Source organism: Blastococcus aggregatus (genome assembly GCF_900221005.1).
GTDB classification, from domain to species: Bacteria; Actinomycetota; Actinomycetes; order Mycobacteriales; family Geodermatophilaceae; genus Blastococcus; species Blastococcus aggregatus.
Genome location: NZ_OBQI01000007.1, coordinates 211,247 through 225,796, shown reverse-complemented (window position 1 = coordinate 225,796; position 14,550 = coordinate 211,247). Strand labels below are relative to the sequence as shown.

Below are 14,550 nucleotides of genomic sequence, written 5' to 3'. Positions count from 1 at the left end.
TCCGGAGCGCCGCCCGACGTTGAGAGGCGGCCCGCCTGCTCGGACCGCCGGTCGGTGCGGCGAGGTCTCGGCGTCCCTACCCGCACCGACCCTGCCGTACCGCCCGTTGGGGCCGGCGACGACGCTGGACGACGGCCAGCGGGCTGACCTGCGTCGTTGCCCTCGCGGTCGCCCGCTGCCTATTCTCGATCTGTGTACTGGGGATTTGCACCGAGCCGGCCCGCGTTCTGCGTGTGCCTCCTCGCGGTGACCCCGCTCGTGGTCGACGACCGGCTCTGTCCGGGCGGCACTCCTTCCCGCTGAGCCAGCGCTCAGCGGTCCCGTGTCCGCCCGCACGCCAGCCGAAGGACCTCCGTTGACCGAGATCGCCGCGCCCGTCCCCACACCCTTGCCGCTCGCCCGAGCAGTCGAGGCGGTCACCCCGGCCGCCACACCGGTCGCGACCAGCTCTGCCCCGGCCCGCCGATCGCGGTGGCGGCGCCTGGTCTCCGCCGTCGCTGACACGCACCGAGCAGCCGTCCCCTTCTGACGGGCTTGCCCGCCACTGACGCGCGCCGGGAGCTCACACGGCGGGAGCGTTGCTGGCCACCGCGGCCGGTTCCCGCGCGAGTGCCCGCCCTGTGCGGCGGTACCAGGCGGCGAACAGCGCGACGAGCAGCAACAGGTCCGCGACGTGGCCGCCGTAGTACATCAACTGTGCAGCAACCTCGACCTCCGCGGCGTCGTGCCCGCCACCCACCGGTAGCACCGGAGCACGGGAGAACAGCAGCTTGGCCAGGAAGGCGTGCAAGCCGCCGGCGACGACGAGGACGACCAGACGTACCGCCATGCCCGGCCGGCGCGGCGCGGGATCGGGCCCGGCCACCGCCCAGGCGAACAGGTACCCGGCCAGCAGGAAGTGCAGGTGCAACAGGTGGTGCACAACGTCTGACCGGGCGCTCAAGGCGTACAGCGGCGTCAGGTAGAGCAGGTACAGCCCGCCGACGCTGAGCACCGCGGCGGTGGCCACGTGGGACAGCCCGTGCAGCACCCGCGACCGCAGCAGCACGGCTGCCGGGCGCCGGGCGGACACGGGCAGACCCGAGAGCAGCAGGGTCACCGGGGCGCCCATGACCAAGGCAATGGGCGCGAACATCCCCAGCAACAGGTGCTGCGCCATGTGCCCGTCGGCCGTGCCGGCGTCGACAGCCGGGGACAGCGCGGCTCCCACCAGGACGGCTCCCAGCAGGAAGCTCGCCGTCCGCCCGCCGCTCCAGCGGCGGCCACTCCCCCGCATGCGGGCGACGCCGGCCAGGTAGCCCGCGCCGAGCACGACGGCGACCAGCACCGGCAACAGCCACGCCGCCGCGGCGGAGCCCGTCCCGTGCGAACCGCCGTGCGCCAGCACGGCGGCTCCGGACATGGTGTTCACCGCCGGTCGGCCCCGGCCTGCCCTTCGCCCCGGGACCGCCACAGCAGACCCGCACCCACCGCCAACAGCACCAGCGCGGCGCCGTTCCAGGCCAGGTCGTAGGGCAGCAGGTCGACCCCGTAGCGGATCTGGTGCAGGCGCAGGAGCTTGTGGTCGACGATCCCGTCGAACAGATGGAAGATGCCCAGGCCGAGCACGAAGCCGCCCCACGCCGAACGGCGCGCCAGCGTCCCGCGGCGGCGCAGGTCGGCGAACCAGAAGAATCCGGCGACCAGCAGCACGAGGTAGGCCGTCTGCAGCAACCCATCCGACAGCAGGCTGATGTCAGGGGTGGACCGGTCGTAGAAGTGGTGCCAGCTCAGCATCTGGTGGAACACGATCTCGTCGATCGCGGCCATGATCGCGACGCCGAGCATGGTGCCCGTCAGCACCGATCGGTGGCGGTCCGCCGTGATGGGTCGGGCGGCGGTGTCCGTCATGCCGAGTCCTCCTGGCGTCAGTGGCTGGTCAGCCCGCGGCGGGACTGCAGGGAGGGCGGGATCCACCGCTCGGCGATCAGCCCGGTCGTGACCGAGTAGATGGCCTTGTGCAGGATGTCTACGACGTGCTCGTTGCGGGGCCAGACCATCGGCGGGGCCCCCACCCCGGTGGTGTTCTCCAGCGTCTGGTCGGTCGACAGCCGCACGATGGTGTGCGCCACGTGCGCCTGCGGGCCACGGAGCCCGACCGCAGCCCACACACCCCGCAGGGCCCCCAGCACGGCCCCGGTCCCGTAGTGCATCGCCCAGTTCCAGCCCGTCGGCCGGTCGGCGTCGGACGGATGGCGGCCGAGCAGAGTGAGCAGGGTCCGGGCGGGGATGTAGGAGTGCGGCCGGCGGGTGACGGCCTGTTCCAGCCTCTCAGCCGCCGTCATCACAGCCACCCCCAGCAGGCCGGCGGCCGCGCCGCGGCCTGCTGCCGGAAGCAGTGCTCGGGCACGACTTGCCTCGTCCGCAGACATCCCCTGTGATCCCTCCTGTGAGTTGCGGACGGTCATAGCCCCTCCGGCGCGGATCTACACGGTCATCAGGGACGTTGCGCGAACAGCAGCGTGTCCACGGCGGTGCCGGAGTCGGTGTCCCTGTCCATCCGCTCGAGGCGTTCCGTGCGCCAGCCCCGGACCGCCGTCCCGAGCAACTCCGGGTCGTAGAGCACGTCGGGGTCCTGTGGGCCCCCGGTCCCACGGATGAGGTTCTCCCGGTCGTGGCCGAGGACCAACAGGTGCCCGCCCGGGAGGACGGCGCCGGCGGACCGCGCAAGGACGTCGACCAGCTCGGGGCGTGGAAGGTGCAGGTACAGCACGAGAACCAGGTCGAACTCCGCCGAGCCCAGATCGGCGGTCAGCACGTCCTCGACCCGCCACGTCACACGCGCCCCGGGCGGCGCGTTCTCCTGCCCCCGACCGAGACCGACGGCCGAGAAGTCGATCGTCTCGACATCCCATCCCCCGCCGGCCAGCCACAGCGCCATCCGTCCCTCGCCCGCGGCGACGTCCAGAGCCCGCCCGGGGGGCAATCCGGCGGTCACCTCGGCGGCCGTGCGGTTCGGCTCGACGGACCACTGCCGCGCCTCGGCGTAGCGGCGGTCCCACTCAGCGGCTTCCATGTCGCTCCCCTCGATCACACCGGGCTGCCTCAGCGGGCCGCGCCGGCGTGCGGCAGAGCCGGCACGGCGCAGGCGACCTGCCCCCGCAGTCTGCGGGCCAGCGCCCACGCCAGCAGGAGCAGCGCGAGGACGGAGAGCACGGGCTGTACCGGCTCGAAGTACGTCATCGCGCCACTGGCGCCCAGGGCCAGCAGGACGAGCTTGTTGCAGACCGGGCACCCGACGGCGAAGAACGTCAGCAGTCCGCCGGCACCACCCCACCAGCGCGACCGGCGCTCCTCCACGGCCGGAGCCGGCTCCGGCGACCCCGGTTCGCGCACGTAGGTCGCCACGAGCAGCCCGGCGAGCGCGGCGCTCGCCAGCAGGGCCGGCCAGGACCACCATGTGGGCGGCACCTCCCGGCTGAAGACCGGCGTGTCGATGAGGTCGGTCGGGACGGCGACCACCAGCACGCCGACGGCGGTCATGGCGAGCGCGGTGAGCCAGCGCCGGCGGTCCCAGGCCCGGAGCGCCAGGTACATCGAGGTCATCGGGACTCCTGTCGGTCGAGCGCGCGGATCGTGTCGTCGTCAGGACCGGCATCGGTGGTCCTGGTGCGGATCCGGTGCAGGCGGCGCGCGATGACGCCGAGGAGGAGCGCTGCGGTGGCCGCCAGCAACCAGACGTCGAGATCGCGTGCCGACAGCTCGGCGATCCAGCTCTGCGCCATGAACTCGAGGTCCGTGGTGTCCCCGAGCCCGAGGACGCCGGTGATGCCGGCGGTGCCGTCGAAGCGGAGGAACAGCCAGCCGATCACGATGAACAGGGCACCGGAGATCAGCTGGCTCGTGTGCAGCTGCCGACCGCCGATGCACAGCGGGCGACCGCGCAGCCATCTGCGCCGACCGAGGTCGAACCGGTCCCACAGCAGCGCGAGCACGAACATCGGCGCCGCCATCCCGAGGGCGTAGACGGCCAGGAGGACTCCTCCTCCCACCACGCCCCCATCGGTCGCAGCTAGGGTCAGCACGGCGCCGAGGATGGGCCCGGAGCAGAACCCGGCGAGGCCGTAGACCGCACCCAGCGCGAAGGTGCTCGCCCAACCGCGGGCCCGGCCCGGGGTGGCGACCCGGGCACGAAGCCGGTCGGCTCCGGGCAGGCCGAAGCCACCGCCGAGGAGCTGCACGACCCCGAGAGCGATGATCGTCCACCCGGCGACGGCGATCAGCACCTCGCGGTGCCCGTAGAAGAGCGTCGAGACCAGCGCCGACCCCACCCCGAGGGGCACGAGGGTCAGGCAGAGGCCAAGCCAGAAGACGACGGTGCGGGCGAGCAGCTCCCGCGGATGCGCGAACGCGTAGGCGAAGAACGACGGCAGCAGGAGTGCGCTGCAGGGGCTGATGAGCGTCAGCGCGCCACCGAGGAACGCCGCCGCGAGCCCCAGCTCACCCATCGGCCCCGGCCTCGGCGGCCGCCTGCTCGATCGCCGCGACGAAGGTGTCCGTGGGCTGCGCACCCATGATCGGTCGGCCGTTGAGCAGGAAGGCGGGCGTGCCGGCGATGCCGAGCTGCTGCCCCTCACGGAAGTCAGCGGTGACCGCGTCGAGCGTCTCCTGCGACTGCATGGCCGCGGTGAACCGGTCGACGTCCAAGTCGAGGTCGCGAGCGAGCCCGAGCAGCACGTCGTCGGTCAGCTGACCGCTGTTCGGCGGAAAGCCCAGCGCGTAGACCGCGTCGTGGTACTCCCAGAAGGCGCCTTGCTCCCCCGCCGCCCGTGCGGCCCGCGCCGCCTGGACCGACTGCTCACCGAAGTAGGGGAAGTCCCGCCACTCCAGCCGGAGAGTGCCGTCCTCGACGAACCGGTCGAAGAGCACCGGCTCGGTCTCCTGGGCGAACTTCGCGCAGAAGGGGCACTGGAAGTCCTCCCACATGACGAGGACGACCGGCGCGTCGGCGTCCCCCTGTGCCAGCGGGTCGTCGGCGATCCGTCGGGCCTGGTCGTCCGCCGGCTGCGCCGACCCACCCTCGTGGTGGACGTCCGCCACCGGGCCGCCGGCGTCCCTCCCGTCAGCACGGCCGAGACCCCAGACGACGGCGACGACGCCGAGCACGACGACCACGGCCAGGGCGATGAACGGTCCACGCAGGGCCTGCGCCGTCGTGGATCGGCCCGTCTCCGGCGGCGTGGTTGGAGCAGCGTTGGGCACGAGAACTTCCCCCTGACGCGCCATCGTCGACGCGGGTTGTCCGGACAACTCGTCTACAGTTGACCGTACAAGAGCTGCTGCGGTCGTCGATCGCCACCCACGGCCCCGTGAACCGAACTGGAGGAGCCATGCCGGAGCTCCCGCGCATTCCCCCGGCGGCACGGCTGGATCGCCACACGAACACACCGCTGTGGCGCCAGCTCGCCGCCGATCTCCGCGACCGGCTGGACGGCGGCGAGTTCACCGAGGGCTTCCCCGGTGAGGTGGAGCTCGGCCTCCAGTACTCGGTCAGCCGGCACACGGTCCGCGAGGCGTTGCGCCAGCTGCGCGCCGACGGCGTGATCAGCACCGGGCGCGGTCGGCGCCCCCGGCTCGCCGCGCTCGACCCGGTCATCGCCCAGCCCACGGGGATCGCCTACTCGCTGTTCTCCTCCGTGGAGGCCTGCGGGCTGGTGCAGACGTCGGTGGTACGCGTGCTGACCCTGCGGGCGGACGGCGTCATCGCCCCCCGGCTGGGGCTGGAGGAGTCGACACCGCTGGTCCACCTCGAGCGGCTGCGCTTGGCCGACGACCGACCACTGGCACTCGACCGCGTCTGGCTCCCCGCCTCGATCGGTGAGCCCCTGCTGGACGTCGACTTCCGCCGCACCAGCCTGTACGAGGAGCTCGCCCGTACCGGCATCCCGGTCACCGGCGGGCAGGAGACGGTCCGGGCGGTCATCCCGAGCAGGGCCGAGCACGACGCTCTCGACCTGCAGCCGCCGTCGGCCGTGTTCTCCGTCGAGCGGACGGGCACGAGCTCCGGTGTCCCCGTCGAGTGGCGGCACACCCTGATCCGGGCCGACCGCTTCGCCCTGACCAGCACGCTGGACCCCCGGCCGGGAGCGACCGAGCCGCCCAGCGGCGATCTCGCCGCCTCCGCGCTCACGCCGAGCTTCGGCTGACCCCACCCAGGAAGGACCGACGATGACCGAGGCGTCCCGCACCACCCGGCTCCCCGACCTGGACCCGGGCCAGGCCGCCGAACTGCTCGAGCGGGGCGAGGCCGTGCTCCTCGACGTCCGCGAGCCACAGGAGTGGGCAGCGGGCCACGCCCCGCAGGCCCGACACCTCCCGCTCGGTCTGCTCACCCCGGAGGCGGTCCCGCAGGACCGCCCGGTGATCGCCGTCTGCCGGTCGGGCAACCGCTCGGGCAAGGCCGCCGACACCCTGGCCGCAGCCGGCAGGCGAGTGCACAACCTGGCCGGCGGTATGAAGGCGTGGGCGCACGCCGGCCTCCCGGTGGTCACCGACGACGGAGAGCCGGGCACCGTCGCGTGATCGTCGCCGCCACGCTCGGGCTGGGCCTGCTCATCGGCCTGAGCCTGGGCGCCCTGGGCGGCGGCGGCTCCATCCTCACCGTGCCCGCCCTGGTCTACGTCATCGGCCAGGACGCCCGCGCTGCCACGACCAGCAGCCTGTTCATCGTCGGCGTCACCTCGGTCATCGCCGCACTCGGCCACGCCCGCAGTGGGCGCGTGCGCTGGGGCGTCGGCGTCGCTTTCGGGATCACCGGCATCGCGGCCGGCTTCGCCGGGACCGCGGTCAACCGGCTCATGAACCCCGATGTCCTCCTGCTCGGCTTCGCCGCGGTGATCGTCGTCGCCGCTGTGGGCATGCTCGCCAACAGCGGAGACGAGACGCTCCCGCCAGAAGAGGGCGACGCACTTCAGCCCGCACGACGCTGGAGAGCCGGGCGGATCGGACGGATCGCCGGCGCAGGCCTGCTCGTCGGCTTCATGACCGGGCTCTTCGGCGTCGGCGGAGGCTTCGTGATCGTCCCAGCGCTCACCCTCGCCCTGGGCATGTCCATGCCACAGGCGGTTGCCACGTCGCTGGTCGTCATCTCGATCAACTCCGCCGGCGCCCTGCTGGCACGCGCCGGCACGGCTCACTTCGACTGGGCCGTGATCGCCCCCTTTACGCTGGCCGCCGTCGCCGGCTCGCTCGGCGGGAAGGTCGTCGCCGACCGCCTCTCCGGCGCAACCCTCACGCGGGCCTTCGCCGTCCTGCTCATCGCCGTCGCCGTCTACACCGCCACCTCGAGCCTGATCTCGCTCCTCGGCTGACCGTCGGGAACAGGACGCACCTTTCGCGGGCTTATACCCATATGGGTATCGGACAACGAAAGGGTCACATCATGAGCTCGACCGACCTCACCGCCTCGACCTTCCAGGACACCGTCAGCCGTGACGGCATCGTGCTGGTCGACTTCTGGGCCGGCTGGTGCGGCCCCTGCCGGGCCTTCGAACCGGTCTTCGAGGCCGCCGCGCAGCGCCACCCCGACATCGTCTTCGGCAAGGTCGACACCGAGGCCGAGCAGGAGCTGGCCGCCGCCGCCGGCATCCGGTCGATCCCGACCCTGATGGCCTTCCGCGACGGCGTCCTCGTGTTCGCACAGCCCGGCGCCCTGCCCGCCGAGGCGCTCGAGGAACTCGTCACCGCGGTGCGCGGACTGGACATGGAGCAGGTGCGCGCCGACCTCGCCGACCAGCGCCTCACCGCCTGATCGCGGGACCTCGCTCGCGGTGTCCCGCGACATCATCTGCGTTGGAATTCGCGGTGCCGCCATGACTGATCATCCTGTCGGGCGATTGCAAGCCTTGGAGCAGACTTGGTGGGTGGAGTGCCGCCCCGGTGCCATCGCGGTCTTTCCCCCACGTCTCTTGGCTTCCGAGGCGACTGCGGCAGGACCTTCGCGCCATTGCGACACGTGGCCTCCCCGTGACGGGACCGGCGTTCATCGACCTGCGAAGGCGAGAGCGTCCTGCCAGGCGCTTCCCCGGCCGATCATCGCCCGATATTTCATGATCTTGCCCGGCATGTTGAGCGCCAGGGCGCCGACGAGCAGGTCCTCCTGGCGGTAGAGGGCGAGCCATCGAGTGTCGTCCAGGTCCCCGATCACGGTGACCTCGTCGGCGGCGGTGATGCCGACCATCTGCAGCTTGTCGCTGTACCAGTCCGACCAGAAGTAGGGGACGGTGCTGTACGGGGTGGCCTCGGCGGGGGCCAGAGCGTTGCGCGCCGCAGCGGCGCCCTGTTCGGCGGCCGACGTCCAGTGCTCGAGGCGCATCATCCGGCCGAAGAGCGGGTTGTGCCAGCGCGCGACGTCGCCCGCGGCGTAGACCTCGGGCGCGGCACGCAATGTCTCGTCGCACACGACGCCGTCCTCGACCTGCAGCCCTGAATCGGTGAGCCAGTCGGTGACGGGGTCGGCGCCGATCCCGACGACGACGAGATCGGCGGGCAGGATCGAGCCGTCGGACAGCGCGACGCCTTCGACGCAATCCTCGCCTTCGAGCCCGGTGACGGAGACACCGCACCGCAGCTCGGTGCCGTTGCGGGCGTGCAGGTCTGCGCAGGCGGCGGCCATCTGCTCGCCAACGGCACGAACGAGCGGCAGCGGGGCCGCCTCGAGGATGGTGACGTCGACGTCCCGCTTGCGGGCGGCCGAGGCGACCTCGGACCCGATGAAGCCACCACCGACGACGACCATGCGGCAGCCGCCGTCCAGGGCCCGGCGGATGCTGCGGGCGTCCTCCACGGTGCGCAGGGTGTGCACGCCGTCGAGCTGCTCCCCGGGCAGCTGCCGGGCGCGCGCACCGGTCGCGATGACCAGCCGGTCGTAGCGCAGCTGCTCGTCACCGCCCAGGACGATCTCCCGGGCATCGGTGTCGAGCGAGGTCGCGGGCACGCCGAGGCGCAGCTCGACGTCCAGGGCGCGCAGCTCCTCCTCGGTGCGGTGGTGCGGCACCGCCGGGTCCTCGCCTGGGTCGAGGAAGGCCTTGGACAACGGTGGCCGGTCGTAGGGCAGGTGCTCCTCGGCCCCGACGAGAAGCAGCCGCCCGGCGTAGCCGGTCTTGCGGGCGGACTCGACCGCGCGCAGCCCGGCCAGTGAGGCTCCGACGACGACGACAGGTCCTTCAGACATCGACTCTCCAGAGAACAGTCGGCGCTGATGCGCCAAGAACACGGGGCGCGTCAGCGGTCGGCGGTCACACAGGCCGGCAGCAGCTGATGGCGCAGTGCCCCCGGTGCGTGGGCGGGACGGCCGGCACGGATGGCGCGACAGGCGCGACGCGCTGGTAGGCCGCGCCAAGCGGTGGCCGCACATCCCGCTCTGCCTTGTTGGGCCAGAGGGAGCAGGCGCGCTCGGCCTGTGCGGTGATGGTCAGCGGCTGGTACAGGGTGTTGGCGTAGTTCAGCGAACCGGCGCCGACGCCCGCCCCGGCGAGGACCACGACCTTGGCGACCTTGCTGATCCGCTGGATCCCCTTGAGTCCCCAGGCGGGGTTCCCACCGGAACCGACGGACATCCCATGAGGTCCCGGGCAACGTGTCGTCGGTGAAGCGCATCCCCGGCCTCGAGCACGGTGATCCGGTAACCCTTCTCCGACAGCCGCAGAGCCGCGACGCTTCCGCCGAAGCCGCTGCCGATGACTAGGACGTGGGCGTCGTGCTCCGGGCGCGATGCGCCCATCCTCACTCCTCGATGCTCAGCGCGCTCGTGGGGCAGGCCGCGACGGCCTCCTCCATCAGCGCCCGGCGGCCCCCCGGGGGCGTGGGGTTCAGCAGCTTGAGCGCGCCGTCGTCACCGACCTCGAAGAAGTCCGGGGCGACCGACTCGCACATTCCCAACGACGAGCACTTGTTCTCGTCCAGCACGATCCTCACGGGAGTGTCCTTTCCGGTCGGGTGGACGGTCAGCGCTGCGGGGTGAAGCGCACGGGCAGGTGGTTGACGCCGTGGAAGAAGGTGCTGACCGTGTAGGAAGGCTCTCCGGACACGTCGATGTCGGGCAGCCGGGTCAGCAGCTCGCGGTAGATGGCCGCCAGCTGCTGGCGGGCCAGCTGATTGCCCAGGCAGTGGTGGATTCCGCCGCCACCGAAGCTCACGTGCGGGTTGGGGTTCCGGGAGAGGTCGAAGCGCTCGGGCGCGTCGAACACCTCGGTGTCCCAGTTGGCCGAGGCGTAGAACATGACCACCTTGTCGCCCTGGGTGATCTGCTGCCCGTTCAGCTCGCAGTCGCGGGACGCGGTGCGCCGGAACGTCATGATGGGGGTGGCCCATCGGACCATCTCCTCGACCGCCCCCTTGAGCCGGCCGTCGAGGTCCTCCATGAGCCAGGCCTTCTGCTCGGGGAAGTCGGTCAGGGCCTTCATCGCATGGCTGGTGCTCTGCCGGGTCGTGTCGTTGCCGGCGATGGTGAGCAGCCCGAAGAAGGACATGATCTCGTCGTCGGTCAGCCGCTCACCATCGACCTCGGCCTGCACGAGGTTGCTGAGCAGATCCTCGCCCGGGTTGCGCCGGCGCTCGGCGATGTACCTGCCGGCCAGCTCACCGAGGTACAGCATGGCCTGGAACAGGCGGTCGAGGGGTTCCTGGTCGCCCATCAGCTCCGGGTCGTTCCAGCCGCCGGCGAACTGCGACTCGTAGGCCATCTTCGCCCGGTCGGCCTCGTCGATGCCCATCATGTCGCAGATGTTGTGCATCGGGACGAGAGCCGCCACCTCGGGGACGAAGTCGACCTCGCCCCTGGTCGCGATGTCGTCCACGATGCGCCGGGCGTTGCCCTGGATCTGGTCGTGGATGCGACGGATTTGCTTGGGGGTGAACGCCGAGCTCAGCAGCCGCCGGATCTTGGTGTGCCGCGGCGGGTCCATCGCGATGAAGCCCTGCCCCGCGTCGAGTAGTTCCTGCGGCATCGACTCCATCACGATGCCCTCGCCGGAGATGAAGTCCTCGTGCCGCTTGGTGACCTCGACCAGGTCGGCATGGCGCACGACAGCCCAGAACCCCTGGTCGTTCGGGTCCTTCATCAGCATGTCCTCGACCGGCTGGTGCCAGCTCACCGGGCGCTCGGCGCGCAGCACGGCGTAGGTCTTCTCCCGCTCGGCGGCCGTCTGGGACCAGAACGCTCGGGACGAGATGTCCGCGGGGTCATAGGGGCGGGTGTCGCGCGGATGGGCAACGGTGGTCATCACGGCTCCAGGGTCTGCTCCGTACGGGTGGCAACCAGGTTGACACACCGCCCATTTTTGTCAAGTTGTAGACCCCGACTCGGGATTTGTCAGGACCGGTTTGGACAGAAGGAGGCCCCGGCAGTCGCTGTGACACACTGTCGGAAATTGTCAAGGACGGAACAAAGACGATGGGACGGGGGCGGCCAGTGGCGGCAGAGCCTCTTCGTCTGACCTTCCGCCAACACGTGCGCGACCGCGCACTGGACGCGGCGCGGGCTCTGACGGTCCAGAAGGGCTGGTCCCGAGTGCGCATGGGGGATGTCGCCGCGCTGACCGGGGTATCGCGCCCGACCTTGTACAAGCAGTTCGGCGACAAGCAAGGCCTCGGGGAAGCGCTGATCATGGAGGAGACCGAGCGGTTTCTCGTCGGCATCTCGGGAACGCTCGAAGCCCATCCTCAGGACGCCGCCGGGGGAATCACCGCAGCAATCGAGTACGTGCTGGCCGAGGCCGACGCCAGTCCCCTGCTGTGCGCGATCCTCACCTCGGCACGCGACGCCGACAACGAGCTGCTGCCCATGCTCACGACACGTTCCGCACCGGTGCTCGACGCCGCCACCCGAACCCTGATCTCCTGGTTCACGGAGCACTTCCCCCAGCTGGACCCGCAAGACCTGGCCGACGGCGTGGACGCAGTGGTCCGACTCGCAGTCAGCCATCTCGTACTCCCCGTCGATGACCGCACGACCACCGCGCGCCGACTGACTCGGATCGCCTTGCGAACCCTGCAGCTGGGGACCGTATGAGCGCGCGACCGATGCGGATCCCGGGCCGGGAAGACGACGGCGCCCGCCCCCGCTAGGGACGGGCCCCGTCGGCGTCCTGGATCATGCCTGACCGTGCTCCGTGTTCGCGGAGTCCAGGCCGACGACGTCGTCGGCCTTCGTGCCGACGTCGGCGCCGGACTCGGCACCCGGTGCCGCGACACCCGCCGGCGTCATCGAGCGGAGCAGGATCTGGCTGACGTCGAGGACCTCGACGTGCTCGCCGGCCTCGCCGTTCTGCTTCTTCGACGTCAACGCGTCGGAGAGCATCGTGATGCAGAACGGGCACGCGGTGGAGATCACGTCCGGGTCGAGCTCGAGGGCCTCCTCGGTGCGCTCCATGTTGATCCGCTTGCCGATCTTCTCCTCCATCCACATGCGCGCGCCGCCGGCGCCGCAGCAGAAACCGCGGTCCTTGCAGCGGTGCATCTCCTGGGTGGAGAGGCCCTGGACGGAGTCGAGGATCTCGCGCGGCGGTGTGTAGACCTTGTTGTGCCGGCCGAGGAAGCACGGGTCGTGGTAGGTCACCTTGCGGTCGACCGGCGTGACCGGCGTGAGCCGGCCCTCCTCGACGAGCTGACCGAGCAGCTGGGTGTGGTGCACCACCTCGTAGTGGCCCTCGAGCTGCGGGTACTCCTTGCCGAGGGAGTTGAAGCAGTGCGGGCAGGTGGCGACGATCTTGCGCATGCCCGGCACGCGGCCCTCGAAGACGCCGTCGAGGGTCTCCACGTTCTGCTGGGCGAGCATCTGGAAGAGGAACTCGTTGCCCATGCGGCGGGCCGGGTCGCCCGAGCAGCTCTCCCCGTTGCCGAGGACGGCGAACTCGACGCCGGCCATGTGCAGCAGCTCGGCCACGGCCTTGGTGGTCTTCTTGGCGCGGTCGTCGATCGCGCCGGCGCAGCCCACCCAGAACAGGTACTCGATGTCGTAGTCGAGCGGCCCGTCGGCCACCTTGACCTCGAAGTCGAGCTCCTTGAGCCAGTCCTCGCGGACGTTGCCGCCCATGCCCCACGGGTTTCCGCGGTTCTCCAGGTTCTTCATCATCACGCCGGCCTCCGAGGGGAAGCTCGACTCGATCAGCACCTGGTAGCGGCGCATGTCCATGATGTGGTCGACGTGCTCGATGTCGACCGGGCACTGCTCGACGCAGGCGCCGCAACTGGTGCAGCTCCACAGGACGTCGGGGTCGATGACCCCGCCCTCCTCGAGGGTGCCGACCAGCGGCCGGTGCGCCTGGGCGTCGTTGGTGCCCTCGATGCGGGCGTACCCGGACGCCCAGGCCTGCTCGTCGCTGGGCTTGAGGACGTCGTAGTCGGGAGCGGTCTCGCTCGCGGTCTTCTCGCCGAGCAGGTAGGGGGCCTTCGCGTAGAGGTGATCGCGAAGATCCATGATCACCATCTTGGGGCTGAGCGGCTTGCCGGTGTTCCAGGCCGGGCACTGGCTCTGGCAGCGCCCGCACTCGGTGCAGGTGGTGAAGTCGAGCATCCCCTTCCAGGTGAAGTCCTCGATCTTCCCGCGGCCGAAGATGTCGTCCTCGCCCGGATCCTCGAAGTCGATCGGCTTGCCGCCGCTGGTCATCGGCTGCAGGGGGCCGAGCGCGACCGTGCCGTCGTCGTTGCGCTTGAAGTAGATGTTGAAGAAGGCGCTGAACCGGTGCCAGGCGACGCCCATGTTCAGGATCCGGCTGATCACGACCAGCCAGACCAGGCTCGCCACGATCTTGACGAACGCGACGACCGTGAGCAGGTCGGGATTGTCGGGCAGCACCGTGGCCAGGGCGCCGGAGATCGGGTGCGACCAGGCGGGGGCGTCGGTCAGGTCGGAGGAGACCTTCAGCGCCCGGATCAGCAGGATGGAGATCCCGATGGTGAGGATGACTGCCTCGACGAAGTAGCCGCGGCCCTCGTTGGTGCCGGCGAAGCGGCTCTTCCGGCCCTGCCGGCGCGGGTGGTCCTTCTGGCGCCGGTAGATCAGGTACAGGATCCCGAGGATCGTGCCGGTGCCGATGACCTCGGCGAACAGGTTCCAGACCCCCCACTCGCCGATCAGCGGCACGTGGAACGCCGGGTCCCACACCTCGCCGAACGCCTCGACCAGCGTCAGGACGAGACCGTAGAACCCCATGAAGACGAACCAGTGCGCGACGCCGATTGTCGACCACTTGAGCATGCGGGTGTGGCCGAGCGACTCGATCGCCAAGGTCTTGAGCCGGTCCTTGACCGGGCCGAAGCGGGTGCCGTCGGGCTGGCCGATGCGGATGATCCGCACCATCGCCCGCACCGCGCGGTAGGCCATCACCGAGGCCACGATCAGGAAAAGGACGCTGATCGTGCCCAGGACAATCTGCAGAGGGCCCGTCATTCTCTTCCTCCCCGTACGCCTGGCGGCGTCGATCGACTCCCGTCCGTCACGCGAGGGACGGGTTTGCTCCGGTAAGCGCGCCGCGTGCGACAGCGGAAGGCGAGAGGCGGGGCACGTGTAGG

At 70.8% G+C, this 14,550-nt stretch carries 18 protein-coding genes; 5 read left to right on the top strand and 13 right to left on the bottom strand.

Annotated elements, in window-relative coordinates; translation table 11 throughout:
- Nucleotides 1-562: 562 nt before the first annotated feature.
- From CRP29_RS21000 to CRP29_RS20970, 7 genes are all read right to left on the bottom strand, one after another.
- Nucleotides 563-1,402: a cytochrome c oxidase assembly protein gene (locus tag CRP29_RS21000; protein ID WP_135095149.1), complete on the bottom strand. Its 840-nt coding sequence runs from the start codon at nt 1,400-1,402 to the stop codon at nt 563-565.
- Between the two features lie 5 nt (nt 1,403-1,407).
- Nucleotides 1,408-1,890, bottom strand: coding sequence for a DUF2243 domain-containing protein (locus CRP29_RS20995; protein WP_097197002.1), 483 nt, complete (start codon nt 1,888-1,890; stop codon nt 1,408-1,410).
- Between the two features lie 17 nt (nt 1,891-1,907).
- Nucleotides 1,908-2,324, bottom strand: coding sequence for a hypothetical protein (locus CRP29_RS20990; RefSeq protein ID WP_209305936.1), 417 nt, complete (start codon nt 2,322-2,324; stop codon nt 1,908-1,910).
- A 152-nt stretch (nt 2,325-2,476) separates the two neighbouring features.
- Nucleotides 2,477-3,055, bottom strand: a complete 579-nt coding sequence (locus CRP29_RS20985) for a class I SAM-dependent methyltransferase (protein WP_097197072.1) — start codon at nt 3,053-3,055, stop codon at nt 2,477-2,479.
- A 29-nt stretch (nt 3,056-3,084) separates the two neighbouring features.
- On the bottom strand, nt 3,085-3,585 hold the full coding sequence (locus tag CRP29_RS20980) for a hypothetical protein (RefSeq protein ID WP_097197000.1): 501 nt from the start codon (nt 3,583-3,585) through the stop codon (nt 3,085-3,087).
- Nucleotides 3,582-4,487 (bottom strand): cytochrome c biogenesis CcdA family protein, encoded by a 906-nt coding sequence (locus tag CRP29_RS20975; RefSeq protein ID WP_097196999.1) that lies wholly within the window; start codon nt 4,485-4,487, stop codon nt 3,582-3,584. The genes CRP29_RS20980 and CRP29_RS20975 overlap by 4 nt, the downstream gene beginning before the upstream one ends.
- Nucleotides 4,480-5,241, bottom strand: coding sequence for a DsbA family protein (locus CRP29_RS20970; protein WP_209305937.1), 762 nt, complete (start codon nt 5,239-5,241; stop codon nt 4,480-4,482). The genes CRP29_RS20975 and CRP29_RS20970 overlap by 8 nt, the downstream gene beginning before the upstream one ends.
- Before the next feature lie 128 nt (nt 5,242-5,369).
- Between CRP29_RS20970 and CRP29_RS20965 the strand changes: the two genes are divergently transcribed.
- The 4 genes from CRP29_RS20965 (at nt 5,370) to trxA (ending at nt 7,789) form a co-directional block, all read left to right on the top strand.
- Nucleotides 5,370-6,185, top strand: coding sequence for a GntR family transcriptional regulator (locus CRP29_RS20965; RefSeq protein ID WP_097196997.1), 816 nt, complete (start codon nt 5,370-5,372; stop codon nt 6,183-6,185).
- 22 nt (nt 6,186-6,207) lie between these two features.
- Complete coding sequence (locus CRP29_RS20960; RefSeq protein ID WP_097196996.1) at nt 6,208-6,561, top strand: rhodanese-like domain-containing protein; 354 nt, start codon at nt 6,208-6,210, stop codon at nt 6,559-6,561.
- The gene (locus tag CRP29_RS20955; protein ID WP_097196995.1) at nt 6,558-7,349 is read left to right on the top strand and encodes a sulfite exporter TauE/SafE family protein; all 792 of its coding nucleotides are present in this window, start codon (nt 6,558-6,560) and stop codon (nt 7,347-7,349) included. The genes CRP29_RS20960 and CRP29_RS20955 overlap by 4 nt, the downstream gene beginning before the upstream one ends.
- Nucleotides 7,350-7,420: 71 nt before the next feature.
- A complete protein-coding gene (gene trxA, locus CRP29_RS20950) occupies nt 7,421-7,789 on the top strand; it encodes a thioredoxin (protein WP_097196994.1) in 369 nt (122 codons plus the stop codon).
- Nucleotides 7,790-8,020: 231 nt separating this feature from the next.
- Here trxA and CRP29_RS20945 read toward each other — a convergent pair whose 3' ends face one another.
- The 5 genes from CRP29_RS20945 to CRP29_RS20930 all read right to left on the bottom strand — a co-directional run bounded on the left by CRP29_RS20945 (nt 8,021) and on the right by CRP29_RS20930 (nt 11,261).
- A complete protein-coding gene (locus tag CRP29_RS20945; RefSeq protein WP_097196993.1) occupies nt 8,021-9,211 on the bottom strand; it encodes an NAD(P)/FAD-dependent oxidoreductase in 1,191 nt (396 codons plus the stop codon).
- Nucleotides 9,212-9,275: 64 nt separating this feature from the next.
- Nucleotides 9,276-9,596 (bottom strand): hypothetical protein, encoded by a 321-nt coding sequence (locus CRP29_RS23665; RefSeq protein WP_281256828.1) that lies wholly within the window; start codon nt 9,594-9,596, stop codon nt 9,276-9,278.
- A complete protein-coding gene (locus tag CRP29_RS23435) occupies nt 9,482-9,760 on the bottom strand; it encodes an NAD(P)-binding protein (protein ID WP_281256827.1) in 279 nt (92 codons plus the stop codon). The genes CRP29_RS23665 and CRP29_RS23435 overlap by 115 nt, the downstream gene beginning before the upstream one ends.
- A gap of 2 nt (nt 9,761-9,762) precedes the next feature.
- On the bottom strand, nt 9,763-9,954 hold the full coding sequence (locus CRP29_RS20935) for a ferredoxin (protein ID WP_097196992.1): 192 nt from the start codon (nt 9,952-9,954) through the stop codon (nt 9,763-9,765).
- Between the two features lie 29 nt (nt 9,955-9,983).
- Nucleotides 9,984-11,261: a cytochrome P450 gene (locus CRP29_RS20930; RefSeq protein ID WP_097196991.1), complete on the bottom strand. Its 1,278-nt coding sequence runs from the start codon at nt 11,259-11,261 to the stop codon at nt 9,984-9,986.
- Between the two features lie 227 nt (nt 11,262-11,488).
- Here CRP29_RS20930 and CRP29_RS20925 point away from each other — a divergent pair, with 227 nt between their 5' ends.
- Nucleotides 11,489-12,049, top strand: a complete 561-nt coding sequence (locus CRP29_RS20925) for a TetR/AcrR family transcriptional regulator (RefSeq protein ID WP_209305938.1) — start codon at nt 11,489-11,491, stop codon at nt 12,047-12,049.
- A gap of 81 nt (nt 12,050-12,130) precedes the next feature.
- On the opposite strand, the gene CRP29_RS20920 is transcribed toward CRP29_RS20925, so the two are convergent.
- A complete protein-coding gene (locus tag CRP29_RS20920; protein ID WP_097196989.1) occupies nt 12,131-14,428 on the bottom strand; it encodes a (Fe-S)-binding protein in 2,298 nt (765 codons plus the stop codon).
- Nucleotides 14,429-14,550: the final 122 nt, after the last annotated feature.